The organism is Candidatus Nitrotoga arctica (assembly GCF_918378365.1).
Taxonomy (GTDB): domain Bacteria; phylum Pseudomonadota; class Gammaproteobacteria; order Burkholderiales; family Gallionellaceae; genus Nitrotoga; species Nitrotoga arctica.
In genome coordinates this window covers 1,281,290-1,308,212 of record NZ_OU912926.1, presented here as the reverse complement: position 1 = coordinate 1,308,212, position 26,923 = coordinate 1,281,290, and the positions used below count along the sequence as shown (strand labels likewise).

Below are 26,923 nucleotides of genomic sequence, written 5' to 3'. Positions count from 1 at the left end.
GCGTTACACTTATCCGCATGAAAACAGAGATTCCTTCCAGCAAACTCAAGATCGGCATGTTCGTTTCTGATATTGATCGGCCGTGGCTTGACACGCCCTTTCTGCTTCAAGGTTTCCTGATCGAAAATAATAAAGATATTGAGCAATTGCAAGAGTACTGTCAATTTGTTGTAATCGAATGGGACAGATCAACACAAGGGCTGCAAACAGCGAGATCTGTCTCTAAGGAAAAAGTGGAGTCAGACAGACGCGCTTCCATCGCACCATCTTCCACAAGCTTTAGCGAGACTTACGACAGCACTATTCAAACCTCTATCGCCGACCATTCGGCACCTGAATCAATCAAGGAAAAGCCAGCTGACTTACAAGCTCCTGTCGCCCTAAATATTAAAGATACGGTGTTCGAACCGACAGAATTGAGCCATTTAACTCACACCGAGACAATCCCAAAAAACTTAAATAAAGACCTACCCGCGACTCCGGAAACGCAGATTAAAGAAGGATTGCTGGCCTCATTTTCCAGCAAAATAAAAGATTTCTTTAAAATAAAATCAGATTTTAAAGATAAATCTTATGCTCAAAAGAAGGCTTTCGATTCCGAGCAACATCCTACGGCACCGGAAGTACACGTTGTAACTACCCAGCGACCTGAATTTATTCCTGCCAACGTCGAGTTAACAATGTACAACGATGTCAGACCAGTCGAGGAAGAGCTTGCTCCAGCTGGCAAGGCTTATACACTCACAGAAAAAGTACTTCATGGCCTTGTTGAGGACATACGCTCTGACAAAAACCTCGAGATCGAAGAAGTAGAGACTGTGATTCAGGAAGTAGTGGACAGCATGGTGCGAAATCCTAATGCGTTGATGTTGATCATGCGATTACGTCAACAGGACAATGCCAGCTATGAGTACGGGCTTCAGACAGCCGTTTATCTGATTGCGCTGGGTCGACATATAGGCTTGCCTAAAGACTTTCTCGAGCGCCTGGGCATCACCGGATTGCTGCTTGATATTGGAAATATAAAATTACCGAGCGAACTGTTGCAAAAAAATGAGCGGCTGAGTTTGGAAGAATTTGAAATAGTCAAAAGCCACGTAGGTTTGGGCCTTGAAATACTTAAAGAGACGCCTAATCTGCATACCGACATTCTGGAAGGTATCGCCCAACACCATGAACGAGAAAACGGGAGCGGCTACCCCGCAGGACTATCTAAAGGTAATATCAGCCTGTTCGGACGCATGGCTGCAATCGTTAATTCATTTACCGCACTGACCAATGCACGTTTTCATACCAAAGCCGTGTCAGCCTATGACGCATTGAAAAGTATAAGCACGATGAGCGGCGAGTATTATCTTGACTCCATGGTCGAACAATTCATCCAAACAATCGGCATTTTTCCGGTTGGCTCCTTGGTTGAACTGTCTTCTGGCGAAGTCGCAGTCGTCATAAGCCAGAGCAAGGTACGCCGACTGAAACCACGGGTGCTTATTATTAGTGGCCCAGACAAAAGCCCGGCGGCCAACCCCGCGACGCTGGATTTACTGTATCAGTCCGAAACGATGGCGGCAGTTCATATTCTGCGCGGCCTGCCAACTGGCGCTTTCGATCTCGATGCCCGAGAATATTACCTGGCATGATCGGCCACAACCCTCCTCCGTCGCATCAATCCAATACCACGGCGACACGACATCAGTTAACCCACAATCAACTGGTCAATTTCCTGCGTTTTGAAATCGATAAAGCCGAAACCAGCGCGACAGCTGTGCTAATCATGAAGTTGAGGCGAGCCAAACGGCTGGATGCCATCATTGGCGACACATCCACCCAATCAATCAACCATTACACCGATCAGCTTCTTGATAATCTGTTACGTGACGCTGATCGCTACGCACACTTTTCTGATGAAGAGATATGTCTTGTTTTGCCCGACCTTGCGAATAATGCTCAAAGCATACTGGCAGCAATCAAGATTCTTTCTGAATTACATAAATCCTTCATTGCCGATGATTACCCAGTAATGCTGCGCCCACATATCGGCATTGCCAATTTTCCAGAACTGGGCCGTGATGCAGGTCAATTATTGATGTATGCCGACATCGCATCAGACATCGCCGCAACCAATGAACAGGGATACCACGTCTATCAGCCTGAAGATCGCATTAAGACAGAAACTTATAGCGGTCTTGACATTGAACTTGGCAAAGCCATTAAAGCAAACGAGTTGCATGTTCACTACCAGCCACAGATTAATATCCAGACCGGACGCTGTGTCTCCATGGAGGCTCTAATACGTTGGACAGCGCCAGGGCAACGTGTAATCAACCCGGCCACATTGATCGACATTGCAGAGAAAACCGGTCTGATTAATACTTTGACCCTATGGATACTTAACACGGCACTCCGCCATACAGCCACTTTCTTGAAGATGAGCATTGATGTAGGCATAAGCGTCAATCTTCCGCCCAAAATGCTCAAAGACAAGGAACTTCCGCAAATAGTCCAGCAAGCACTCGATATTTGGGGGGTACCCGCATCACACCTTACGCTGGAGATCACGGAGAGTTTGGTAATCGATGATTATGAATCCTCCCTTACAATGTTATCAAGACTGAGAGAGCTGGGCATTCGCCTATCAATTGACGACTTCGGCACCGGCTATTCATCGCTGGCGTACCTTAAGCGCTTCCCAGTGCAGGAACTGAAGATCGATATCCTTTTCATTCGGAACATACATAATTCACGCGAGGACAAAAATCTCGTCCGTACCATTATTGATCTGGCCAAAAATTTCAATCTGACCACAATAGCTGAAGGGGTGGAAGATCAGGAAACATTCGATCTGTTACGCGATCTCGGTTGTGATCTGGTGCAGGGCTTTCTATACAGCCGCGCGCTATCTGACACAGACTTTATCAATTGGTATCGTCAACACACCTTAGCCCTGCATGTAATATCCTTGGACGCTTCTATAACTCCAAAATCCTAAGCCACACAAGGCGCGCCATATCAACACAGTATGGAGTTTGAATTTATAGCGTTACCCTAGATTCTAAGGGGTTTATTATCATTTCCTTATTTCAATCCAATCTCGAATCCAAGCAAATTATATTGCAACATTTCAAATATAGTTGTAGTATTGTTATATGGACAAACTTACTGCAACTTCAGTATTCGAATCGCTTTCTTCCGGCGTGCGATTGGACGTGTTTCGGCTGTTGGTCAAAAAAGTGCCGGACGGTATGGTGGCGGGCGAAATTGCGACAACCCTTGAACTGCCGCCCACCAATCTTTCCTTCCATCTGAAAGCATTGACGCAGGCACGCCTGCTAACAGTCCAACAGGAAGGTCGCTACCAGCGTTATCGCGCCAATATCCCCTTGATGCTGGATCTTATTGCTTACCTAACCGAGGAATGCTGTTCCGGCAATCCTCAGCAGTGTATTGATTTGCGGACGACACCCGTCTGTTCCGCAAGCGTACTCCTACCAATTCCCCCGACTTAATCGCAACCCTGAACATGAACGTACTCTTTCTCTGCACTGGTAACTCCTGCCGTTCCATCCTCGGCGAGGCAATCTTTAATCATCTTGCTCCGGCTGGTTGGCGTGCCATGAGCGCGGGCAGCAAGCCCACCGGCAAAGTGCATCCACGTTCGCTGGCATTGCTGGCGAGCGCAGGCATCTCCACCGGAGGCTATTATAGCAAGTCCTGGGACAATCTACCCACCGCGCCCGACATAGTCATCACCGCTTGTGCCAGTGCAGCGAGAGAAACTTGCCCGGCCTACCTCGGCCCAGTGCTGCGCACCCACTGGGGCGTGGAAGACCCGGCGCATGCCACGGGCACGGATGAAGAGATTGATGCGGCGTTCATGGAGACTTACCGTATCCTGCGTGCCCGCATCGAAGCATTTTTCGCACTGAATCTGGATGTGTTGAAGCATGACAAGGCGGCTCTAAAAACCAAAATGGACAAGATTGCCAACATCGTTGTTTAAGAAGGTGCTACTTCGTTCAAGGAGAAGCCTATTCGGCGTAGCGCATTTACTGAAACTAGCTTCTGAATAAACTCCCCTCCCAGAAAGAGCCTGTTCATGAGTAAAAGCATTACAACGTGCTGCTGTTACGTGCTGACAATTTGACAGAAAAGCTCGCCAAAATCGTACGCATTAAGGGATTAACACATGAGCATTTTTGAACGCTACCTGACAGTTTGGGTTTTTCTCTGCATCATCGTCGGGGTAGTGTTAGGGCAATTGATCCCCGCACCGTTTCACTGGCTGGGTAAATTGGAAATCGCCAAGGTCAACATCTCCGTTGGACTGCTGATCTGGGTCATGATTATTCCCATGCTGTTGCGCATAGATTTCATGGCCTTACATGAAGTGCGCAAATACTGGCGCGGCATCGGTGTCACGCTATTTGTCAATTGGGCGGTCAAACCCTTTTCCATGGCGTTACTGGGCTGGTTGTTCATCCGGCAATTGTTCGCACCGTATCTGCCAGCGGAGCAGCTCGACAGCTACATTGCAGGCCTCATACTGCTTGCCGCCGCGCCCTGCACCGCAATGGTGTTCGTGTGGAGCCGGTTGGTGAACGGTGAGCCGCTATTCACTCTGAGTCAAGTCGCACTCAACGACGCCATCATGGTGTTCGCTTTTGCGCCGCTGGTGGCGCTATTGCTGGGTATCTCATCCATCATCGTGCCTTGGGATACGCTGCTAGTGTCGGTAGTGCTATACATCGTGCTGCCCGTTTTGGTGGCACAGATATGGCGCAAGTTCCTATTGGCACGCGGCGGGATCGCAGCGCTGCAGCATACCCTGTCCAAGCTAAACCCGCTCTCCATCTCCGCTTTGTTGCTCACACTGGTATTGTTATTTGCCTTTCAAGGCAAAGCCATCGTCGAGCAACCACTCATTATCTTCATGCTCGCCGTGCCCATCATCATTCAGGTTTATTTCAATTCCGGATTAGCATATTGGTTGAATCGCCGCTTCGGTGAAGCGCACTGCGTAGCGGGTCCTTCAGCACTGATTGGTGCGAGTAACTTCTTTGAATTGGCAGTCGCTGCCGCCATCAGCCTGTTCGGCTTCGAATCCGGTGCGGCACTTGCGACCGTGGTCGGCGTGTTGATTGAAGTACCAGTAATGTTATCCGTCGTGTATCTGGTCAAGCGTAGCCATGGCTGGTACGAAGCGGGAAGCAGATATGAGACCAAACCTGACTCTCCAGACTGAACCAATTCAAGAAAAAGTCAAACTTCACGCGAGAAGACTCAGGCCCATGACCGCGCTTCAATACGCAACATACCTTTCACTCCGGGACTAGTCTTTTGTGCGATGGGGATATCAAATGCAATACCTGCCTCACCCTTGAGTTCGCGAGTGGATGTGCCTGGCACGTTGCGCACGATGCGCATGTCGATGCCGTTGTACGGCGCGGCGTAGGTGAAAAGCTTGTCCACCGCTTTGCGCACTGGCACGCTGCCCAGCTGCGTGTTCTGCAAAAATGCGCGGCAGATCAGCCCGCCCATGGAATGCGCCACGAGATGCACGCAGAAATCTGCGGGCGTCACCGCATTCTTTGGGTTGGCGCAGATCTTGTCGCGCAGGCGAAGGATCAGCCTGTCCAGTCCCTTCACAAATTGTTCTATAGGTGGCGTCACCCGTGCCAAAGTCCTTGCTTGCCTCATCGTAGTAGCGGTAGATGATGATACTGCGGTACGGGATCAAACAGTCAGGGCGCTCTGCCGCCACGAGGTCCTCGCCGTCCACGAATACGTCCGTATAGTCGTGGTCCATCATCAGGCGCACAAGTGGCGCCTGGAAGAAGAATCGCTTCACGTCGCCGGTCCAAGCCATACGTGCCTTGGTCGAGCCGATGTTGAAGCCCATATAAGGATCGGCCACGGTTTCCTCGATCTCGCCCTGCGTGGCAGCAAAACCTCGCACATAGATGATCGGATGGTACGGCTGCTGCGAAGTGGTAGGCATCAAGGCTTCTCCGTTTTTTGGTTAAATAAATGCTAAGTGCAAACTGAACTTCGATCACCTCGGTCAAAGGCCACTCCTTAACTGTGAGTCCGCCAAAGACCTAATGGGTCGGATTGTGGGTGAGAAAACAGGTGATGGAGTAGTTGGTTATGGTGATCGGTGAAATGTTGAGCTTCATTTTATTCAGCCCAACCTACCGGGCTCATGAGCCCGGCCTAATGATGCGAGCGTGAAAGCGAGCGACATGGCGCCGCGTGTCGGCAAATAGATCGGACCGCGCAGTCGTTTCCAGTCGAAAAAGTTGACAAACAATCTGATCGTTGCCACGAGCACAAGCCAAATCCAGCCTGTCCATTTAAGCGCGCGGAGACCAGGAGACAATTTTGCATCCGCATGAGATTGTCTCCGTACGCTAACGAACAGACGGTCGTTGGCTCTCTGCGTATCTTTTGAATCGTAACATCGTCTTCGATTTTATTTTTTCATTTGGAGAATCACATGGGAATCGCCTCACGCGGCAACACTCCCTCGACTTCTGGCATGTTGGGTAGCAACGAAGGCATCTTAAACAAGGCATCCTCGAGCGCCTACGCCGCCGTTAATTCGATTGCCGGAGCAGCAAACGAGGCGGCACGCAAAGCCAAGCCTGCGATCGATCAAGTCTCGGCTATGGCTCATCAGGCGCTGGACAAGGCCGCTGACGCTGTCGCACCGACTGCCGACTGGCTGGCCGAACAAGGCGAAAGTGTAAACGCTACGCAGAAGAAACTGGTTGCGGGTACGTGCAGTTACGTTTCGGCCAACCCACTGAAGGCACTCGGGATTGCCGTGGCTGCGGGTTTTCTGCTTAGCCGTATTATCCTTCGATGAGCTCGCGTCGGGGCTTCTTACCCAGCGTGTCGGCGATGGACAAGTCACCAGAGTACGCCAACGCTTCGCCGACGTCGATTGCGGCGTCCATCCACTCGCTCATCGATTCCGTGCGCGGCTGGCTGGACAATTTCCTCCAACTCGCCGTGCTGGAAGGAAAAAAGGCCGGCATCGGACTCGCGCTGATGCTCGGGTTCGGTGTCGGCGCGGCAGTTCTGTTGATTACCGGCTGGCTTGCGCTGATCGCCTGCGCAGTCATAGCCTTGGTGGAAAACGATATCCTCGGCTGGGCTTGGTCGCTGTTGATTGCCGCGCTGCTGAGTTTCGCTGGCGCCGGCGGCCTCGTGTTCCTCGCCATCAAGCGCAGCAGGGATCTTCTGTTTTACGCGACACGGCGCCAGCTTGGCTTGAAGTCCGCGCCCACACAGAGCCATGAATAACTCATCGGCGGCGCTAGAGTCAGCCGAGACGCGGGTTGCCGCCTCCAAGGCGGGCATCGTCGCGCAGGTTCACACGTTGAACTTCAGGGTGCGCCAGCTGGTGAAGTCGCCTTACGTGATCGCCGGGCTGGTCATCGGCGTCGCGGCGGCCGGATACCTTGCCATTACGCGCAGCGCAAAGTTGCGAGCGCCGTCCTCCCGTCCCGTGGCTCGCGGTGGCCTTACGAGCGTGCTGAAAACGGCGCAGATGCTGCTGCCATTGCTCGGCGCGCTGGGCGCCGCCACGGTCCCCAAGCGAAACCCATGCGCGTCTCCGCTCGTCATACCGCAGCCGGTGAGCGCTGCGCAGGAGTCAGCGGCCGCGGTGCCGCAGGGAAGCTGGTTAAGCCAACAGTTGCAGATGATCAAGGCGGCCGTCAAAGCCTGGGTGGATGACTACGCCCCGAGCATGGGCGCCGCCCTTTCCTACTACACGCTTTTTTCGCTCGCGCCGCTGCTCATCATCGTGATCGCGGTGGCGGGAATGGTGTTCGGGCAGGAAGCTGCGCAGGGAGAGATCGTCGCGCAGTTGCGCGGAATAATGGGTGAGGAAGGCGCGGTGGCTGTGGAAGGAATGCTCAAAGCCGCGCGCGAACCGGCCAAGGGCGTGGTCGCGACCATTGTCGGCATCGCCATCTTGCTGCTCGGTGCGACCGCAATTTTCGGGGAGCTGCAAGACGCGCTGGACCGTATCTGGCGAGTGCCGGCGCCGAAGGAGGTGTCGGGCATCTGGCACCTGTTGCGCACGCGCTTGCTGTCATTCGGGCTCGTGCTCAGCCTGGGCTTCCTGCTGGTGGTATCACTCGTCGTGAGCGCGGCGCTCGCGGCCTTGGGCAAGTGGTGGGGCGGCTGGTTCGACGGCTGGGATGTCTTCCTCGAGATCCTCAACTTCGCGGTCTCGTTCGGCATCTTCACACTACTTTTCGCGATGATCTACAAAATCATGCCGCGCGCAAATATCCCATGGCGCGACGTCTGGACCGGCGCCGCGGTGACTGCGTTGCTGTTTACCATTGGTAAAGTGCTGATCGGGTTGTATCTGGGAAAAAGTAGCCTGGCGTCCGGATTCGGGGCAGCGGGCTCGCTCGTGGTGCTGATCACATGGGTCTACTACTCCGCGCAGATCTTCCTGTTCGGCGCGGAATACACTTGGGTTTACGCCAACCGGCATGGATCGCGCGCGCAGAAGCCGGCGCCTGGCGACGCGCCCGCGGTGCCGAGTCGCAGCAGCGACTAGCTACGCGCCCGGCGCATTCCTCATCAGTTCCTAATGCGCGGTTATATTGCGGCATATGGCGCTATAGATGCCTGTTCCCTTCAGCCCTCGCGGCGAGCGCTGCGGCGGGTCGGTCGGATGGCTGATAGAACAGGGGCAAAGCAATTGGCATGCATGCGCGCGCATGGTTACCGTGTGCTGGGTAAGCGTTCAGCCGTTCCATTTGTAACTCCATTTATATACTTGTGAATGATTGATCAGTTGACATGATGTTATGTCGCTTAAAGAATTTTACCAAGACCACATTGTTTGGCTAACTCCTATAGTAAGAATAACAAAGCATCTTGAAGCTGATCTGTGCGATATGGCACATAGTGGGTAACAAATAAATATAGCTCAATTTGAGGTGCAAAAACATAGAAACGCTACGACCGTAAACCATACCTCAATCCCCGACGAAGGCAGTAAGTTAGTACAGCGCTATGTAGTGACAGGGGCGGAAATACATGACTTTTAAGCAGCCAATAATTACCGCGACATCCATGCAATACTTAATTTAAAAAATTTTAATCAAGCACCCCGTCGCAAGCAGCGGGGTATTAACACCGCTCTCCATGCTGCTGGCTTTCAGCCAGCCTTCGCCCCAAGGGACGGGGAATTGAACCCGGAGAGATTAATACTAAATAGCTTCATATCTGTCAGAACAGAAAATCACTGTGCTTTTTCCTAAAAAATTTCAATGCTGATTGGCAACTGCTACTCATGATCAAAAGGTAATTTAAAAAAATTATCAAATGATCTTTCTTAAGTTCCCTACTGCACTGACTGGATATAAAATTTTGTGCATTATCTAACTCTGCTGTTGTGGTCGTAGTTCGAATCATATTTCATTCATTTTCAAAGAAATCTGTATGAACAAAGATAAAGTTAAGGGTCGTATCAATGAAATAACAGATAAAATAAAGGAAATAACCGGAAAAATCACCGAAAATAAAAAATTGGAAGTAGAAGGGGAAATTCAAAAAAAGATGGTAAAAGCCAAGCTGATTTTGGCGATCTGAATAATGATCTTAAGAAATGGCGGTTGAAGCGAACCTAGCGTAGAGGTGTTGGCATCTTTTGGCCAGTTAATGGATGACTATAAAAACAATCAACTTTCTAATGAATTTTAGATTACAAAGATTGAAATAACTATGGTGTCGGCTTAAACAAACGGTGGAATTTAGCTCTAAAATTCGATTTATGATGTGGTAGTAGATTTGCAAGTTGTCCCTCAGTGCTGATGATCCAAATATTCCCTAACGCTCTGCTCAGTTATAAACTTTTGTAGATATATCTTACAGACCTAGACTTCAGCCAGTTACCTGCTCTTATGCTGAAGGCTTGGAAGGCAATTCTCAGCCCTCTTTCCTTCATAACTCTAAAGAAAAATTGATTCTTGTCGATTTAAACAATGTGTGATCTTGATTGGGACGGCGATATGCGATCATTTCAGCGTGAATAGTGACGCCGTTAGCCAGTTGGGGTTCGTATGAATACGCAAAAAACTGGAGTCATCTTGGTATCCCCACGTTCAGTAGAAAAAATTGAGATTGAAGAACGAACTCTTCGATTAGCAGTTTTAATTGACGCTGATAACGCTCAAGCTGTAGTAATAGAAGGGCTTCTCGCGGAAATCGCAAGATTTGGTGAAGCAACCGTGAAGCGTATATACGGAGACTTCACTGCTTCAACAAGCTCTTCTTGGAAAAAGGTGCTACAGCAATACGCTATTAAGCCGGTTCAACAATTTGCTTATACGACCGGAAAAAATGCCACAGATAGTACGCTTATTATTGATGCTATGGATTTGCTGTATACGAGAAAGTTTGATGGTTTTTGCCTGATAACAAGCGACAGTGATTTCACAGGACTTGCAATGCGATTGCGTGAAGAAGGACTTACGGTTCTTGGTTTTGGGGAAAATAAAACACCGGAAGCATTCCGCAATGCCTGTCATAAGTTCGTGTTCACTGAAATCCTGCGGCCAAACATAGCAGCCGAATCGGTGGGCCATCTGCCGGTAGTTAAGAATGGACAAAAATCTGTGTCATCTCAGATATCCACTGCGGTAACTGAGCCAAAATTTGAATTTCCTAAAAAATTCGTTCTAGCTGCACTTGAGAAGTCAATTGACGATGCAGGTTGGGCAGGCCTAGGTGCATTCGGCAGCTACCTTACAAAATTACAACCCGACTTTGATTCCAGGCTTTACGGCTACAAGAAGCTCTCTGATCTTGTCAAAGCAAAGACTGATCTCTTCGTGACTGAACAAAGGCAAACATCTGGATCGAATCATAAGAATCTATACATTCGTGCAAAATAGTTTCCTATCAAAATTCTCCCGTTAGGCAGTTGATGTTAGATTAATTTTTATGAAAGGTTTTCGGTCTGATTTTCTGGCTCTGCCTGATTACTCCGCTAACTCATCGTCAAACTATAGTCATGATTTTTTTTGAACTTATTCAAAATATCGCCTTATTAGTTGCTCTTGCAGCTGTCTTTCAAGTAATCATATCTCGCGCTGGGAAACGTGCGTTGACTCACACGGCGCTTATTGGCTTCCTTTTTGGAGCTGTCGGGGTATTCGGCATGATGTCTCCCATTCAATATGCGCCTGGGATAATTTTGGACGGACGATCAATTATATTGGCCGTGGCAGGACTCATTGGAGGTCCTCTGGTGGCACTTATCAGCGTATTTATCACGGGTGCCTATCGAATTTGGTTAGGTGGCGTAGGAACTTTAGTTGGAATTGCTGTTGTCATTGCATCAGCTGGAATGGGGGTCCTGTTTCATTACATTAGAAAGCGTTCCAGAAATTATCTGGGTGCTCTCCCTCTGCTGGGGTTTGGGTTTCTGGTACATATTGTCATGCTGGCAATATTCATGCTTTTGCCAGATCAGATTGGCCTAAAAATTATTAATGAGGCAGGGTTGATAATGCTAGTGTTCTATCCTACTGCAACGATGCTGGTTTGCCTGCTTTTTCAGGATTATGAAGCGAAAGAGAAAGCCAGGAACGATCTTGAATATCTGGCTTATTACGATACATTAACCGGGTTACCCAATCGTTTACTTTTGATAGAAAAGTTGAATCAATCCTTGTCTACATGTAAGCAGAGCGGACATGAAAGTGCATTAATAATTTTTAATCTGGATCGTTTCAAAACGCTGAATAATGCGCGCGGGTATTTCACTGGAGATATTTTGTTGCGCGCGGTGGCAGATCGTCTCTCAACGGTACTTGAGACAGGAGATATATTGGCCAGACTGTCTGTTGATGAATTCGCAATTTTAGTACAGCGTACTGAAAAATATTCAAAAATCATAGCCTCCCATGCTCAAGGTTTAGCTGATAAGATTCACATTGCCCTCAAATTTCCTTTTCATGTGGGTTCAGATGAAATTTCCATTACCAGCAGCCTTGGGATTGCCTTATTTCCGCAGAACTCTGATGACACGATAGGTGATGTACTGCGCCGTGTGAATACCGCGATGCATCGTGCCAAAAAAAATGGAGGTAATCAGAGCATAGTCATTGATCAATCCATGACAAATATGGCGGAGCATTGCTTCCAAATTGAACGTGAACTTCGTAAGGCCATCTTGGATGGGGAGTTAAAGCTGTATCTTCAATCTAAGGTGAACGCTTCAGGCATCATCGTTGGTGCTGAAGCATTGGTACGTTGGCAGCATTCTGAGCGTGGTCTGATCCCTCCTGTATCTTTTATTCCCATTGCTGAAGAAACCGATTTAATTGTAGATATTGGGGTTTGGGTGCTGACAGAGGTATGCAAAATAATAGCACTAGATGGAATAGTAGGTCGTTCGATCAAGCTGTCGGTAAACATTAGCCCAAGACATTTTCGCCAACCCGGATTTGTCACTTCGGTCAGGAGGATCCTGGCTAATACGGGTGCTGATGCCAGCTGTCTTATTTTTGAAATCACAGAAGGGTTAATGATTGATAACGTTAGTGATGTTGTCGCCAAGATGATTGAGCTGACGTCTTTGGGTATTCACTTTTCGATTGATGATTTTGGTACTGGTTATTCTTCGCTGACCTACCTTAAGCGTCTTCCCATTCATGAACTAAAAATTGATAAAACATTTGTTCAGGATGCGCCAACCGACTCAGATGATGCAGCGTTGATTGAATCAATCCTGGCAATAGCGAAGCATATGAAACTGGATGTTGTGGCTGAAGGGGTAGAAACCCATGAGCAGGTTGCTTTTCTTAAAGCAAGAGCTGAAATGTTTTATCAGGGATATTTATTTGGCAAACCAGAACCATCTCATATTTGGTTAAAGCGTTTATCCTGACATAAACTATCTATATGCTTGAAGCCTTGACGGACAACAATATGTTACATGTGAACTCGTTAAAACCATGCTGTCAGCACTTAAGGAACGGCAGAAGGTATTAATGGGAGATCAGAAAAGTCAATTCAGGCCGCCGCCAAATGAATTCAGCAATATCGAGTAGGAAACCACCCGCCTATGTGAAAAGGCTGTAGGCGAGGGTTTTTGCCGCGTTGCAAATGCGCCAGTGGGAATCACCATGGCTTAAGGTTAGTCGCTCCAGAGCTGTGGCGCCAGTCTGAACTGGAGCAATTTCTGGGTTAAGCTTGCCGTCTTACGCTGACAGAAAACGTCTACGATCAAAAGGGTCGGTAGTGGCACTACCGAGGGTAGAAGTGCTCAGAGGATCGTGCTTCATGCCATCAATTTCGATGCTTTGTCATTGAGTACTCCTCTGATGGCGGATTTTCTATCTATCGAGTTGTCCATGTAAATTAGACCACTACATTGTGCGATTTCACGTTCTCTTAAGAAACACCTCCCAACCAACTGATTTTAAAAAGTAGAGTTAAGCGGGCTGTTCATTGACGACGAGTTTCATCCCCATTTTTTCAGCGCGCTGGGCTAGTTGCCGCAACACTCTTTCGCGATAGCGTTCTTCGTAGTAGTCCTGCCCTTGGTCGGTATATTCTTCTCCCTTGGTAAGCATGGTGTAAATCAGGCGTGCCAACTTGTGCGCGGCGGCGGTTACGGCTTTAGGTTTGTCCATGCGCCCGCACATCCTGCGGAAATATGCGCCCAGCGCCGACTGGCTGCTGCGCAATGCTGCTGCGGCCAATCTCAAGGCTTGGGCCGCCCGGTTGGCTACGCGCTTGGTCTTGCCGCTCATCACTTTGCCTCCGGTAATCTTGGTGCCGGGGCATAGCCCCAGCCAACTCGCGAAGTGCCCTGCCGTGGGGAAGCGCGACATGTCCGCCCCGGTCTCGGAGATCACCGCAAGCGCGGTGGTGACGTCGATGCCGTCGATGCGCGTAAGATCAACTCCGCACATCCTGAACAATTGCGTGCGCAGATCAAACTTCGGCGCGTTGCGGGCGCGACCACGCTTCTTTCCCTTCGCTGGTTCGCCGTCATGAACTTGCAGGCTTTGCAATTGCCCCTCGATCTCACGGTCGCACTCGGCTAGCTGTGTGCCGATGAAATCGAACATATCCAGCGCTTGCTTGAGCGCAAACAGATGCTCTGCGCGCCAGTTGCCTTGCAGGCTTTTTGCGATTTCGTCAGCGGTAGCGCGAATGCGCACATTCTTCATTGCGGCCAGCACTTGACCGTCGCGCTCGCCAGCGACAATGGCGCGCAGAATCTTTTGCCCCGTCTCGCCGACCACGTCCGAGATGACGTTGGTGAGCTGGATGTTCATCTGCGTGAGCGCCTTTTGCATGCGCTGCACATGCGTGCCCTGGCTTCTCAAAAGCATCCCGCGCTGGCGCCATAGAGAGCGCAATACGCACACGGCTTCGGTAGGACGAAATGCGCCGCGAAGCAAACCGTAGGTCATGAGTTGCTGCAACCATTGGCAGTCCAGCACGTCAGACTTGCGGCCCGAGACATTTTTGACGTGGCGCGCATTGACCAGAAACACTTTGAAGCCGCGCGATTCCAGAAGCTCGAACAAAGGGATCCAGTACACGCCCGTGGATTCCATCGCGACCGTGTCCACCCCGCAAGCGTCGAGCCAGTCGGCCAAGGCGTTGAGGTCAACCGTAAAGCTCGAAAACTCCCGGACAGGCTCGTCGTCCCTGTCCGGCGGCACAGATACGTAATGGGACGAACTACCGATATCGACTCCAGCCGCATGGGGATGGGTGATCGTTAAAGGCTCTCTGGATTTGCCGGGTTTGATACTGATTTTTTGCTTGCGTTGCACCATGATTATCTCCATCATTCGTTTTGGAATGTGGTGCCACATCGGGTACGTCGTCAAGCTCACTCTCTTAAACGGGATATCGGCCAAGCGTCCCAACAACGCCAAGCCAATTCACCAATGTCGATGACGTCACCCATGACCACGCTAACCCTCGGGCAATATGCACCATTGCTATTCCGGTCTTCCGTGGCACCTCATTCCACTTTGCCACATTCGGAGAGCGACGTGTTTCTTCGGCGCGATTTGCGGCACGGGGCCGATTACTACGCTAACTCAGCACCAATTTTTAACCCACGTTCATAGCTTTTCAAATGGCTCTTGGGAACTTTCTGCTCATTGTCACTGCATTTAAACAAACCATCCGCGACGCCCTTCTTGAAGGATAAACCATGACCATGAGGAATTTCTTGGATTTCAATTTCAAAGATAGCCATTTGATGTTTCCAAGATGTTTTTATTTATTTTGAGTGAACGTCACGCATATACCAATATTTTTAACAGTCCAATGCGCGGCAGTCGGTGATTCCATGCAAAGCTGCCAAGTCACTTACCTCAATTATGATCTTTCTTGGCAAGGTGTTGAATAGTAAATCTAATGATCATTTTGAATATAAATAGCGGCATATTTGGGAAATAATTGAGGGGGTAGATTAACTAGGAAAGATATCAGGTCTGATCGGCGCATCTTGGTGCAAATTCTGAAGTCCGATAGACTGCTAGGGAAAATCCTGACTTCCAAACCATCGGCAATTAATTCCTCTCAGATGATTTCTCGATGAGAGTGTATATGCCAATAGGGATTTGTATAAAATGCTCAGTGTATGATTTAAACTAAACATTTTTAAACGGAGAAAAAATGAATTCTATTATCGTAAGCATGGCTGTGACTGCAGGCTTGATTACTTCAGGCCACACACTGGCAGTAGATATGCCTGTAGAAGGCAAGGCTAAATGTGGTACATGTCACGCCATTGATAAAAGTAGCGTTGCTCCGTCTTTTATGGAAATTTCCGAAAAATACAAAGGTGATAAAGATGCAGCAAATAAAATCGCTACTAGCATTACCATGGGCGGTTCATTTGGTTGGGAATTTGGAGAAATGCCGGCAAAAGGCTTAGGCGCAAATGATGCTGAAATCCAGTCTCTGTCAAAGTTTATTGCTAACTTGGCAAAATAAGATTGAACTTTGCATCGTTTTTAGTACTGCTCCTACAAGCAGGACTTTGTAAAAGTTTTTTTAGCGTTTAATCCTGGCCAGAAACACAGTCACTTCTTCACGGTCATGGTATAGCTGCTTCGCTTTCAAGCGATACTTGAAGCCTTTTTTATCCATTACCTCGCGGATGCTGGCGAGCGCTTCGTTCAAGGCTTCCACGCGTTTTTTCATCGGCAACTTAAGGTTAAAGAAGGCACGGCTGGTTGAGCCGCTGGCGATCCAGTCAGCGACCAGCGCGGCCACTCGCCCCGGTTGCTCTATCATGTCGCATACCAGCCAGTCTACCGCGTGTTTGGGGCGATAGCGGAAGCCATCCAGGCGCAGGTGTTTAACCGAGGGGTGATCGGCCACCACGCCTTTGAGCGGGCCGTTATCAACTGCCTCCACTTGCATGCCTAAACTAACAAGGTGCCAAGTCCAGCCACCGGGAGCTGCACCCAGATCTACTGCGCGCATACCCGGCCTTATCCATTGTATTTTTTCGTCTTCCGATAAAAACACCTCAAAAGCTTCGGCCAGCTTCAGTACAGAACGACTGGGCGCTTCATAGGGCATCTTCATTCGCAGGATACCCATAGCTGCGGTGTTGCTGTTGCGCGGATCACTTGTACCAATCAGTGCACGATTCTTGTCAGGGAAAAAGATATGCAGGCGGGGCAGACTGGGGTCTTCAGCCATACGCCCGCTGGCGCGCAGCTTTTCTTCCAGCAGGGGTTGAAAGCGCTTAATAAAACCGGACAGGGTTTTGCCATCGTTGGTATCAGGCGTTTCCAGCCACAGTGCACTGAATTGAGCGGGTGTATCGGGTATGGCTGCAAATAGGGGAGTAAGGCGGTCGCGATCGGGCAGCTCGCTCACTTCGGCTAGCAGGGTGATCAACTGGCGGGTAAAGGTAAGTTGGTCATAATGCAGGCGCGGTTTGCCCTGGAGGATAAGAAAGCCGCTGTTGACACTGGCTTCGAGTGGCGATGCTTGCGTTTCCTGCAGGCAGTCTCGTTCAAAGCCGGGGCGACAATACAGCAGCCATTGTTGTGATTTTGTTGAATTTGGTGTGCTCATGACGCATATGTTAGCAGCCTGTAGGTGAGGTTTATTTTTTTAATATACCTCTAATCCATATTCAGTTTAACCTGAGCCTACGTCAAGCAGGCGTTAAGTAGGCATAATGGCAATTCAGATTCCCATGCACACCGATTGAAAGTGATAACAAAACTCATTGGCGCACCGGTAGACGGGCGGAAACATGGCCAGTCAGATGCGCGGCGGTCTGAGCCATGCGCACAGCTAATTTAGCTTGTGCAATTAACCTATCCTTATGGTGAATAGTATGAAACAACTTTATACAAAAACGCTGACACGTCCCCACAGCAAGAATTCTGTATCATTCCTGATCCTCTTCTGTCTCTGGGTTTGTCTTGGTACAGGTTGCACGTCACTGCGCCCGAACTTTGAGACGCCGTCAGTCGGTGTCACTTCTTTTAAGCCACTCACATCTCAGAGCCTCATACCAGAGTTTGAGATCGGCATGCGCGTAGTGAATCCCAATGCAACAAAACTAAGTCTGCGTGGCATGAGCTACAAAGTATTCTTAAATGATTCCGAGGTCGTAGCAGGTGCAACCAATGTGTTACCTGAAGTACCAGCATATGGAGAGGCCGAATTTAAAGTAATTGCAACTATCGGCCTGATTGAGGGCATCCGGTTTGTTGGTGGACTGCTACAGAATATCCCAGGTCAAGTAGCTTACCGGATTCAAACCAAGCTTGATATCGGAGCGATGGATCCAGCAATTCGAATTGATCAAACCGGCAGCTTTTCTCCCTAGCCGAATTACTATCAACAGAAACCAGCTACTTTACCTACATCAGCATGTATCTACTGCCTCAGGCAATGTGTTTTTTCACCCAAGTCACCTACGCACTTCGACTTGCTTGGCGACGTGATTGATTGCCAAGGCAGTTACATTTAACTCGACGTTGAATGAAGCCAAGATCACCGTAAAGATGATCCAACTGAATGGGATAGGAAATCAGTTATTTTCCAGCCAGCACAACTGTATCGTCCGACTATTCAATATCTCAGCACTTTCTGATAACAAAACTAAATGCGATAAATTTTTTATTCTGTTGTTAACTCTTTGCTTGTCAGATAAAAATTTGACTAGTGTACGCCATCGTACAGACACACTTACTTTGCCAGCTTATAGTTTTAAAAGTTGGTAATGTTGTCAAAAAAACTGGTTAATGCCAACAACCGCCACATAAACCCACGTTAAAAGCCGGTAGGCTGGCGTTACTCACCAAGGAGATTAATCTTGAGTATGGAAAAGAAAACGAATAACTCTGAAAAACCCAAACATAATAAAGGTTCGGCCTCGAACGGAGATTCACAACTGGCTGCCGGCGGCGAGCTACACCAGATTGCGGGTGGAGAGCACCCCACTCTTACCACGAACCAAGGCGTCGGACTTTCCGATAATCAGAATTCGCTCAGGGCTAATTTACGCGGACCTACTCTTCTGGAGGATTTTATCCTTCGCGAAAAAATTACTCATTTCGATCACGAACGTATTCCAGAACGTATTGTTCACGCCCGAGGAACGGGTGTACATGGATTTTTTGAGCTGACCGCCTCATTAGAGCAATACACCACTGCCAGGATTCTCACCGAAGTAGGTGAAAAGACGCCCGTCTTCACTCGCATATCGACCGTCGCAGGCGGAGCAGGTTCGGTCGACACCCCACGTGACGTACGCGGGTTTGCCGTCAAGTTTTATACCAAAGAAGGCAACTGGGATTTGGTTGGCAACAACATTCCAGTTTTCTTTATCCAGGATGCCATTAAATTCCCCGACCTCGTCCACGCCGTAAAGATGGAACCCGACCGTGGCTTTCCACAATCGGCGACTGCACACGACACGTTCTGGGATTTTATTTCGCTCACGCCTGAATCCATGCATATGGTGATGTGGATTATGTCTGATCGCACACTACCGCGTTCGCTGCGCATGATTGAAGGCTTTGGTGTGCATAGTTTCCGGCTGATTAACGACGCTGGTAAATCAACCTTCGTCAAATTCCACTGGCGTCCCAAGCTCGGTTTGCAGTCAACCATTTGGGATGAGACCGTCAAGATTTCCGGCGCTGATCAAGACTTTCATCGCCGCGATATGTTCGAGGCCATCGAAGCCGGCCATTTCCCCGAGTGGGAATTTTCGGTTCAACTTTTCACACAGGAAGAAGCGGACAGATTCCCGTTCGATCATCTGGATGCGACCAAGCTGATTCCCGAAGAACTGGTGCCCTTGAAAGTGATCGGGCGCATGGTGCTGGATCGCTGGCCGAACAATTTTTTCGCTGAAACTGAACAGGTTGCTTACTGTCCTTCTCATGTTGTGCCAGGCATCGATTTCTCGAATGATCCACTATTGCAAGGCCGTTTATTCTCCTATCTCGATACGCAACTTTCGCGCCTGGGTTCGCCCAACTTTCATCAAATTCCGGTCAACGCGCCCAAATGCCCCTTCTCCAACCATCAACGTGACGGGCACATGCAAATGGCGCAACCGGTGGGCCGCGTTGCGTATGAGCCCAACTCCTTGTCTGAGAACTCGCCACGCGAAACGCCGATCAAGGGCTTTCATAGCGCCACAGTAACTGAAAGTGGCGAGAAAACCCGCATCCGTGCCGAGAGCTTCGCCGACCACTACAGCCAGGCACGGCAGTTCTATCTCAGCCAAACCGCGTATGAGCAGGCGCACATCGCCTCGGCATTAGTGTTTGAGCTCTCCAAGGTCGAACATGTGCACGTGCGTGAGGCGATGGTCGGTCACCTGCGGCATATTGATGACGATCTCGCCAAACGGGTTGCCACAGGTCTTGCATTTGACAAAATGCCTGATGCACCGGAGGCCGCAGCGCCCGTGCGAGAAATGGAGCCTTCGCCCGCATTGCAGATTATTGGCAAGATGAAAGACACGCTCATGGGGCGCGCGATTGGTATCCTGATCGCGGATGGTTCAGACGGCGCTGTCATCAAGAACATTAAAAAAGCCGCAATGGATGCGGGTGCTAACGTGAAGATTGTTGCGCCCAAGGTGGGCGGCACGAAGCTTGCTGATGGTTCGATGCTAGGGGCTGATGGGCAGCTGGCTGGCACGCCTTCGGTGCTATTCGACGCAGTCGCCATCATCCTCTCTGACAAAGGTGCGAAAGCGCTGTCGATAGAAAGCGCCGCGATCGATTTTGTACGAGATGCTTTCGGTCATCTCAAGGCAATCGCCGTCGACCAAGGCGGTCAGGTACTTTTAAAAATAGCGAATGTCGGACAAGACGCAGGCGTCGTGGATACTAATGACACGAACGCATTTATTGCTGCGGCAAAAACACGCCAATGGGATCGAGAAAAATCGGTTCGAACATTGGCATAACATCTGGTTGCGCGGCCACTGAAAGCCAGCATTCTAAGGACATGAGAAGTGTCGACGACCTCGTCGATAAACTAAGGAGGCAAACAATGAATACGATCACTACGAAAGACGGTACGCAAATCTACTACAAGGATTGGGGCACGGGACAACCCGTGGTGTTCAGCCATGGCTGGCCCCTCAGTGCGGATAGCTGGGAGGCGCAGATGGTTTTTTTGGCCTCCAATGGTTATCGTTGTATTGCCCATGACCGTCGCGGTCATGGGCGGTCGAGTCAGCCCTGGAATGGCAACGAGATGGACACCTATGCCGACGATCTCTCGGAGCTCATCGAAATGCTCGATCTGAAGAGTGCCATACTGATCGGTTTCTCTGCGGGTGGTGGCGAAGTGGCCCGCTATATCGGGCGCCATGGCACGAAACGGGTGGCCAAAGCTGCGTTGATCTCAGCCGTCCCGCCGCTAATGCTGAAAACGACAGATAATCCCGGCGGCTTGCCGATTGAGAAGTTCGACGAGATTCGCCAGGGCTCTATCGCCGACCGCTCGCAGCTCTACAAGGATCTCGCTAGCGGCCCATTCTTCGGAGCCAACAGACCTGACGCCAAGGTTTCGCAGGGCATGATCGATTCGTTCTGGCTCCAGGGAATGCAGGCCGGTCACAAAAACACCTTCGACTGTATCAAGGCGTTTTCCGAGACGGATTTTACCGAGGACCTCAAAAAGTTTGACGTGCCGACGCTGATCCTTCATGGCGACGACGACCAGATCGTGCCTATTGGTGCCTCAGCTCTCTGCTCATCGAAGCTTGTTAAGAACGCGACCCTGAAGATTTACGCCGGCGCACCCCACGGACTCACTGACACACACAAAAATCAGCTCAACGCTGATCTGCTGGCATTTCTTAAGACCTGAGATTGCTTTGCCTGCACTTGCTTGATTGGCGTAGAGCGGGCCTTAAAATGGTTGTGAGCAACATAATAGGTGATGGTGAAGCCAACGGGCATTTATTATTGATTGAGCCCATTGTTGATATAGTGAGTGTACCGTTGGTATAGCTATTTCATTGGCAAAGAGCGAAACCACTTATAAAAATAACTATGTATTCTATGGAACAATTCGATGCCCTCCTTTTGGCGCGCATTCAGTTCGCATTCACCATCAGTTTTCATATCATTTTTCCAGCCTTCTCGATCGGTCTTGCCAGCTATCTTGCCGTGTTGAATGGCTTGTGGATAACTACAGGCCGAAATGTTTACTTAAGTCTGTTCGACTATTGGAAAAAAATCTTTGCCGTTGTTTTTGGCATGGGAGTAGTTTCTGGAATTGTAATGAGCTATCAGTTCGGAACCAATTGGAGTGTATTCTCGGACAAGACCGGCCCAGTACTGGGCCCATTGATGGCTTATGAGGTATTGTCTGCCTTTTTTCTGGAGGCCGGATTCCTTGGAATCATGCTGTTTGGCTCGAACCGGATTAGCTCGAAATTGCATTTCTTTGCCACCGTTATGGTAGCGCTCGGTACCATCGTATCAGCGTTCTGGATTCTGGCTGCCAACAGTTGGATGCATACCCCGAGCGGCTACGCTATCAACACTGCCGGTCAATTCATCGTTACCGATTGGTGGGTAGTGATTTTCAACCCATCTTTCCCGTATCGTCTCGTGCACATGCTACTCGCCGCTTATCTTACTACCGCATTTGTTGTGAGTGCAGTGGGTGCATACCATCTGTTAAAAAATAATGCGAATGCGGGTGCACGTATCATGTTCTCCATGGCAATGTGGATGGTGGTTATTATCGCCCCCATGCAGATCATTGCTGGTGACCTGCATGGCTTGAATACGCTCAAGTATCAACCTGCCAAGATCGCCGCCATGGAAGGTCACTTTGAGACCCAAGCGGGTGCACCACTGATTTTAATTGGTTTGCCGAATCCTGAAAAGGAACGGGTCGATTACTCAATCATCATTCCAAAACTTGGTAGCTTCATCTTGACTCATGACTGGAACGGTGTGGTGAAGGGCCTGAAAGAATGGCCAAAAAATAAGCGCCCCTCTGTCAATATTGTGTTCTGGAGTTTTCGAATCATGCTTGGCATCGGCTTTGCAATGCTAGCCATGGGGGCTTGGAGTCTCTATCTTCGTAGTCGCCGTCGCTTTTATGAAACGCCATGGATGTATCGGGCTGCGTTGTTGATGGGCCCTGCTGGGTTTATCGCAGTTTTAGCTGGCTGGATCACGACTGAAGCGGGGCGTCAGCCTTATACAGTCTATGGCCTGCTGATGACAGCGCAATCAGCGTCTTCGATTAACGCGACGGCGGTGGGTGTCACACTGATAGCCTTTATTATGATTTACTTTATGTTGTTTGGCGCCGGGGTGTTCTATGTTGTGCGTCTCATGAGCAAGCCACCGAAGGATGGAGAACCTGGTCTTTCGCCAGATCAACCCATTCGCGCCGCGGGCCTCATGCCGGCACCAACACTCGTGCCTGCTAGTGTGCTGGATCGAACCAGACAGGGGCATCCGCATGACACTTGATCTTCCCTTAATCTGGGCCGGCATCATTGCCTTCGCAGTCCTCGCCTATGTCATCCTCGACGGCTTTGACCTGGGTATCGGCATCCTGTTTCCTTTCGCCAAAGACGAAGCAGATCGTGATCAGATGATGAACTCAGTCGCGCCCGTGTGGGATGGCAACCAGACGTGGCTGGTGCTCGGTGGCGGCGGTTTGTTTGCGGTTTTTCCGCTTGCTTACGCGGTCATCATGCCGGCTCTCTACGTGCCTATCATTGCCATACTGCTCTCTTTGGTGTTTCGCGGTGTCGCCTTCGAGTACCGCTGGAAAACCAAACGCGGCCAGTATCTTTGGGACTGGGCATTTGCCAGCGGTTCGACCTTGGCGGCTTTTGCGCAAGGCATTACGCTGGGGGCGCTTGTTCAAGGCATCCCGGTCATTGGCCGGGCCTACGCGGGCGGATGGTGGGGTTGGTTAACGCCCTTTAGCCTCATGACAGGCGTGGCTCTTGTAGTGGGTTACGCCCTGTTGGGTGCAACATGGCTGATCTACAAAACCGAAGGTGATGTCCAGCGTGCGGCCTATCGCTTTGCCTGGATTGCCGGTCCGTTGACATTGGCGCTGATCGGTGTCGTTAGCCTGTGGACGCCGTTTCTCAATGAGCGTTTCATGATGCGATGGTTTTCATGGCCACAATTGCTCTACGTCGCCCCCGTTCCTATTCTTGTTGCCCTGTGCGCTCTGGGTCTGTATTGGGGCCTGATAAAGAAACGGGATTTAATACCGTTCCTAGCTTCGCTCGGGCTTTTCATACTCTCGTTCATCGGCCTGTGTTTCAGCTTTTATCCATATATAGTGCCACCATCGGTCACGATTTGGTATGCAGCCGCTCCCGACAACAGTCTTTCATTTCTTTTAACAGGATCCGCAGTTTTGCTTCCGTTAATTTTAATTTACTCCGGCTACTCTTATTGGGTATTCCGCGGCAAAGTAGGCGCCGCAAGGACTTATCATTGATGAAATTTAGATATCTAATAGCCGCATAAAAAAATTCAAGTAGATCAATCGATCCGTCTTAACAAATACCGTAATTTGAACGGTATACCGCATCAGAGATTCCCTGCCTCATTTGACACCTCCTTTTAGCCTATCAAAAGTTCTGTCCTTTTTTCTCAAGCTTCATATTTGTTAGCGTGTGATACCGCACAGACAGCCCAAACACCCTCATCTAATGTGCTAATAGAGTTTGCCCACTGGAAATTTGAGTAGACTCAATAAGAGCCTATATAAGCAAGGCGTGGCTAACCTTACCGAGATATTTTCGCACATTTCATCTCAAGGAGAATTTCATGAAAAAGACTATTATTAATCTTGCTATAGTTTCTTGTTTCACATTAGCTGCTACGTTAGTGTATGCAGATTCTGATACATCCATGTCTGATCGGTCTGGAGATTCTGATCAATCAAGGTCAGATATGTCGGTACCATCTGACACATCAGGATCGAATATGCCTGGACAATCTGACACATCAGGGTTGGATAAATCCGAGGCCTCTGAAACATCAAGATCTGATATGTCAGGACAATCAGGTATATCTGAGGAAAATAGTTCTGACGCCCCTAAGGATTCCGACCATTAACGTGTATGTATCTTAATTTGAATATTCATAAGAAGCATGAACGATAAGGCCAGCATATGCTGGCCTTATCGTTCATGAAGCAATGCATTCTTTAAATCATAAATATGGACTTGTTACTCTCAACTTTCGACCTCCTATAGCAACGGTCATTCATAATTTATGGGTTCAAATTTAACCTAGTAGTTCTTATGAATCATCATGGAAAGGATTATTCTTTAATTCTCGCCATCCAAATCTCAGCTGGCTCCGGTTTGCCAAACAGATAGCCTTGATGAATAACCAGCCCACGCTGATTGAGAAACGCGGCCTGCTCAGCTGTCTCCACTCCTTCCGCCACTACCCTGAGGTGCATATGTTGGGCCACGGACAGGATGATTTCCACTAGTGACGCGTCGTTCGCGTTGGTTGTCATGTCTTGCACGAAAGTCTTGTCGATCTTAATTTCGTGGATGGGCAAGCGCTTGAGGTACGATAGAGAGGAATAACCGGTGCCAAAGTCATCCATGGAGAAGTGAATTCCCATCGAGCTCAACTCGCTCATTTTGGCAATCACATCATTGATGTTGTCGATCACCACCCCCTCCGTTACTTCCAGGGTGAGGTGCGTCGGATCTGCCCCAGTGCTGGCGAGGCCATGTTTAATCTGATCGACAAAATTAGATTGGCGGAAATGACGCGGACTAATATTGATCGCGATCCGCATCGGGCAGGCCACCATGTCCTCACGCGCCACCAAGCGGCATACTTCGGTGAATACCCATATGCCTATCTCAATAATGAGATTTGATTCCTCTGCAATAGGAATGAATGCGCTCGGCGGTATCAGCCCTCGCTGCGGATGTTGCCAGCGCACCAGTGCTTCCGCGCCGACGGTCTTACCTGTTGCATCCACTTGCGTTTGCAAAAACACGCGCAACTCGCCGGACGTGATGGCCTGACGCAATTCGCGCTCGATATTGAAGCGTTGTTTTGCGATTTCATCCAGGCTACCTTCAAAAAACGCGGTCTGTCCACTTCCTTTTGTCTTTGAGTGGTGAAGGGCAGTATTAGCGCGGCGCAAGATGTCCAGCGGCGAATCTTCATTGCTTTCCGGAAAAAGCGCGATGCCGAGGCAGACAGTGATAGTGATGCATTCATCACCGAGGCGGAAGGGTTCGTGCAGGCTGGCATGTATTTTTTCAGATACATGCAGGGCGAGATGTACGGCAGAGTGTTGCTGGAGTGCGAGGTCGCTCAGCAAGATTCCAAACTCGTCTCCTGCGATGCGTGCTACGACATCTCCTTCCCGTAGATTGTGAGTCAGCCGTTCGCCCACGGCCTTGAGTAGCGTATCGCCCAGCGTCTGACCACCCGCATCGTTTACGGTTTTGAAACGATCGATGTTGAACGATATTAGCGCGCTGTGATGGCCAACTCGACGGTTCATAGCCAGTGTTTGTGCCATGCGTTCTAACAGCAGAGCGCGATTGGGCAGACCGGTAAGCGTATCATAATAGGCCAGACGGTGAATTTCAGCCTCAGCAAGTTTTTTTTCTGTAATGTCTTCTTTAATCTCGACGTAATGCGTAATACACCCATTGGGCTGGCGGATAGGGCTGATAATGGTGTGCGCGATAAACTCGCTGCCGTCCTTGCGTTTATTGTAGAACTCTCCCTGCCATATTCTGCCCTCAGCCATGCTCTTCCATAACGCATCGTAAGTGCTCTTTGGGGTCTTGTCTGAATGCAGCATGCTTGGATTTTGACCGATAACCTCTTCGCGACTATAACCAGTGATGCGCAAGTAAGACTCATTCACATATTCGATATTGGCATCAAGGTCGGTGATGGCTATACCCTCCGGACTTTGTTCTACAGCCTGAGCAAGCTTGTGCAACGCAATTTCGGCAGCTTGGCGGGCTCGGCGTTCATTGGCTTCGACGAGAGCCCGTCGGATGGCGCTAGGTAGACGAGCCAAATGATCCTTGAGGATGAAGTCTACTATGCCCAGGCGCAGCAACTCGACCGCTGTTTCCTCGCCGACGCTGCCAGACACCATAATCACCGGCAGATCGGGATCATGCGCTTGGATACATAACAAGGTCGTGCGGAAATCCATGCCTGGCACATGGAAGTCTGTGAGCACCACATCCCATGTGGTTTGCAGCGCGTCTTTCAGTTCCGCGTCGTTTCCGATACGCCGCCACTCGGCCGCGACCCCATTTTTGCGCAGGTTGCGCTCAAGCAACAGGAAATCGGCGGGAACGTCCTCAATGATAAGGACTTTCAGTGGACTGTCTATCATGATC

The 26,923-nt window shown here is 49.7% G+C and carries 24 protein-coding genes; 18 read left to right on the top strand and 6 right to left on the bottom strand.

Annotated elements, in window-relative coordinates; genetic code table 11:
* The first annotated feature begins 17 nt into the window (after nt 1–17).
* The 5 genes from MKZ32_RS05885 to arsB all read left to right on the top strand — a co-directional run bounded on the left by MKZ32_RS05885 (nt 18) and on the right by arsB (nt 5,242).
* Nucleotides 18–1,640, top strand: coding sequence for a cyclic di-GMP phosphodiesterase (locus MKZ32_RS05885; protein ID WP_239796412.1), 1,623 nt, complete (start codon nt 18–20; stop codon nt 1,638–1,640).
* Nucleotides 1,637–2,989, top strand: a complete 1,353-nt coding sequence (locus MKZ32_RS05880; protein WP_239796411.1) for a putative bifunctional diguanylate cyclase/phosphodiesterase — start codon at nt 1,637–1,639, stop codon at nt 2,987–2,989. Before MKZ32_RS05885 ends, MKZ32_RS05880 begins: the two co-directional genes overlap by 4 nt.
* A 157-nt stretch (nt 2,990–3,146) precedes the next feature.
* Nucleotides 3,147–3,506 carry an ArsR/SmtB family transcription factor gene (locus MKZ32_RS05875; RefSeq protein WP_239796410.1) on the top strand — a complete coding sequence of 120 codons (360 nt, stop codon included), beginning with the start codon at nt 3,147–3,149 and terminating at the stop codon, nt 3,504–3,506.
* Nucleotides 3,507–3,520: 14 nt separating this feature from the next.
* Nucleotides 3,521–4,000: an arsenate reductase ArsC gene (locus tag MKZ32_RS05870; protein ID WP_239796409.1), complete on the top strand. Its 480-nt coding sequence runs from the start codon at nt 3,521–3,523 to the stop codon at nt 3,998–4,000.
* A 186-nt stretch (nt 4,001–4,186) separates the two neighbouring features.
* A complete protein-coding gene (gene arsB, locus MKZ32_RS05865; RefSeq protein WP_239796408.1) occupies nt 4,187–5,242 on the top strand; it encodes an ACR3 family arsenite efflux transporter in 1,056 nt (351 codons plus the stop codon).
* Between the two features lie 129 nt (nt 5,243–5,371).
* Here arsB and MKZ32_RS05860 read toward each other — a convergent pair whose 3' ends face one another.
* A complete protein-coding gene (locus MKZ32_RS05860) occupies nt 5,372–5,998 on the bottom strand; it encodes a hypothetical protein (protein WP_239796407.1) in 627 nt (208 codons plus the stop codon).
* A gap of 498 nt (nt 5,999–6,496) precedes the next feature.
* Here MKZ32_RS05860 and MKZ32_RS05855 point away from each other — a divergent pair, with 498 nt between their 5' ends.
* From MKZ32_RS05855 to MKZ32_RS05845, 3 genes are read left to right on the top strand one after another with little or no spacing between them, the layout of a single operon-like run.
* Nucleotides 6,497–6,868 carry a hypothetical protein gene (locus tag MKZ32_RS05855; protein ID WP_239796406.1) on the top strand — a complete coding sequence of 124 codons (372 nt, stop codon included), beginning with the start codon at nt 6,497–6,499 and terminating at the stop codon, nt 6,866–6,868.
* Nucleotides 6,869–6,903: 35 nt separating this feature from the next.
* Nucleotides 6,904–7,308: a phage holin family protein gene (locus tag MKZ32_RS05850; protein ID WP_239796405.1), complete on the top strand. Its 405-nt coding sequence runs from the start codon at nt 6,904–6,906 to the stop codon at nt 7,306–7,308.
* Entirely contained in the window at nt 7,301–8,584 is a 1,284-nt protein-coding gene (locus MKZ32_RS05845; protein WP_239796404.1) for a YihY/virulence factor BrkB family protein, read from the top strand. Before MKZ32_RS05850 ends, MKZ32_RS05845 begins: the two co-directional genes overlap by 8 nt.
* A gap of 61 nt (nt 8,585–8,645) precedes the next feature.
* On the opposite strand, the gene MKZ32_RS05840 is transcribed toward MKZ32_RS05845, so the two are convergent.
* Nucleotides 8,646–8,786: a hypothetical protein gene (locus MKZ32_RS05840; protein ID WP_239796403.1), complete on the bottom strand. Its 141-nt coding sequence runs from the start codon at nt 8,784–8,786 to the stop codon at nt 8,646–8,648.
* 688 nt (nt 8,787–9,474) lie between these two features.
* Here MKZ32_RS05840 and MKZ32_RS05835 point away from each other — a divergent pair.
* From MKZ32_RS05835 to MKZ32_RS05825, 3 genes are all read left to right on the top strand, one after another.
* A complete protein-coding gene (locus MKZ32_RS05835) occupies nt 9,475–9,624 on the top strand; it encodes a CsbD family protein (protein ID WP_239796402.1) in 150 nt (49 codons plus the stop codon).
* A 470-nt stretch (nt 9,625–10,094) separates the two neighbouring features.
* A complete protein-coding gene (locus MKZ32_RS05830) occupies nt 10,095–10,928 on the top strand; it encodes an NYN domain-containing protein (RefSeq protein WP_239796401.1) in 834 nt (277 codons plus the stop codon).
* 119 nt (nt 10,929–11,047) lie between these two features.
* Complete coding sequence (locus MKZ32_RS05825; protein WP_239796400.1) at nt 11,048–12,928, top strand: putative bifunctional diguanylate cyclase/phosphodiesterase; 1,881 nt, start codon at nt 11,048–11,050, stop codon at nt 12,926–12,928.
* Between the two features lie 547 nt (nt 12,929–13,475).
* On the opposite strand, the gene MKZ32_RS05820 is transcribed toward MKZ32_RS05825, so the two are convergent.
* Together MKZ32_RS05820 and MKZ32_RS05815 are read right to left on the bottom strand one after the other, a co-directional pair.
* Nucleotides 13,476–14,837 carry an IS110 family RNA-guided transposase gene (locus MKZ32_RS05820; protein ID WP_239795878.1) on the bottom strand — a complete coding sequence of 454 codons (1,362 nt, stop codon included), beginning with the start codon at nt 14,835–14,837 and terminating at the stop codon, nt 13,476–13,478.
* A gap of 260 nt (nt 14,838–15,097) precedes the next feature.
* The gene (locus MKZ32_RS05815) at nt 15,098–15,268 is read right to left on the bottom strand and encodes a hypothetical protein (RefSeq protein ID WP_239796399.1); all 171 of its coding nucleotides are present in this window, start codon (nt 15,266–15,268) and stop codon (nt 15,098–15,100) included.
* 422 nt (nt 15,269–15,690) lie between these two features.
* Here MKZ32_RS05815 and MKZ32_RS05810 point away from each other — a divergent pair, with 422 nt between their 5' ends.
* On the top strand, nt 15,691–16,011 hold the full coding sequence (locus tag MKZ32_RS05810) for a c-type cytochrome (protein ID WP_239796398.1): 321 nt from the start codon (nt 15,691–15,693) through the stop codon (nt 16,009–16,011).
* A 60-nt stretch (nt 16,012–16,071) separates the two neighbouring features.
* Here the strand turns inward: MKZ32_RS05810 and rlmM are convergent, their stop codons facing one another.
* Nucleotides 16,072–17,109 (bottom strand): 23S rRNA (cytidine(2498)-2'-O)-methyltransferase RlmM, encoded by a 1,038-nt coding sequence (gene rlmM / locus MKZ32_RS05805; protein ID WP_239796397.1) that lies wholly within the window; start codon nt 17,107–17,109, stop codon nt 16,072–16,074.
* Nucleotides 17,110–17,377: 268 nt separating this feature from the next.
* Between rlmM and MKZ32_RS05800 the strand changes: the two genes are divergently transcribed.
* The 6 genes from MKZ32_RS05800 to MKZ32_RS05775 all read left to right on the top strand — a co-directional run bounded on the left by MKZ32_RS05800 (nt 17,378) and on the right by MKZ32_RS05775 (nt 24,635).
* Nucleotides 17,378–17,875 (top strand): LEA/WHy family protein, encoded by a 498-nt coding sequence (locus tag MKZ32_RS05800; RefSeq protein ID WP_239796396.1) that lies wholly within the window; start codon nt 17,378–17,380, stop codon nt 17,873–17,875.
* 495 nt (nt 17,876–18,370) lie between these two features.
* Nucleotides 18,371–20,479: a catalase gene (locus MKZ32_RS05795; RefSeq protein WP_239798105.1), complete on the top strand. Its 2,109-nt coding sequence runs from the start codon at nt 18,371–18,373 to the stop codon at nt 20,477–20,479.
* A gap of 86 nt (nt 20,480–20,565) precedes the next feature.
* On the top strand, nt 20,566–21,390 hold the full coding sequence (locus MKZ32_RS05790) for an alpha/beta fold hydrolase (RefSeq protein ID WP_239796395.1): 825 nt from the start codon (nt 20,566–20,568) through the stop codon (nt 21,388–21,390).
* A 194-nt stretch (nt 21,391–21,584) separates the two neighbouring features.
* Nucleotides 21,585–23,018, top strand: coding sequence for a cytochrome ubiquinol oxidase subunit I (locus MKZ32_RS05785; protein ID WP_239796394.1), 1,434 nt, complete (start codon nt 21,585–21,587; stop codon nt 23,016–23,018).
* Nucleotides 23,008–24,012 carry a cytochrome d ubiquinol oxidase subunit II gene (gene cydB / locus MKZ32_RS05780; RefSeq protein WP_239796393.1) on the top strand — a complete coding sequence of 335 codons (1,005 nt, stop codon included), beginning with the start codon at nt 23,008–23,010 and terminating at the stop codon, nt 24,010–24,012. The genes MKZ32_RS05785 and cydB overlap by 11 nt, the downstream gene beginning before the upstream one ends.
* Before the next feature lie 332 nt (nt 24,013–24,344).
* Nucleotides 24,345–24,635, top strand: coding sequence for a hypothetical protein (locus MKZ32_RS05775; RefSeq protein ID WP_239796392.1), 291 nt, complete (start codon nt 24,345–24,347; stop codon nt 24,633–24,635).
* A gap of 208 nt (nt 24,636–24,843) precedes the next feature.
* Here the strand turns inward: MKZ32_RS05775 and MKZ32_RS05770 are convergent, their stop codons facing one another.
* Nucleotides 24,844–26,919, bottom strand: a complete 2,076-nt coding sequence (locus MKZ32_RS05770; protein WP_239796391.1) for a putative bifunctional diguanylate cyclase/phosphodiesterase — start codon at nt 26,917–26,919, stop codon at nt 24,844–24,846.
* Between the last annotated feature and the right edge of the window lie 4 nt (nt 26,920–26,923).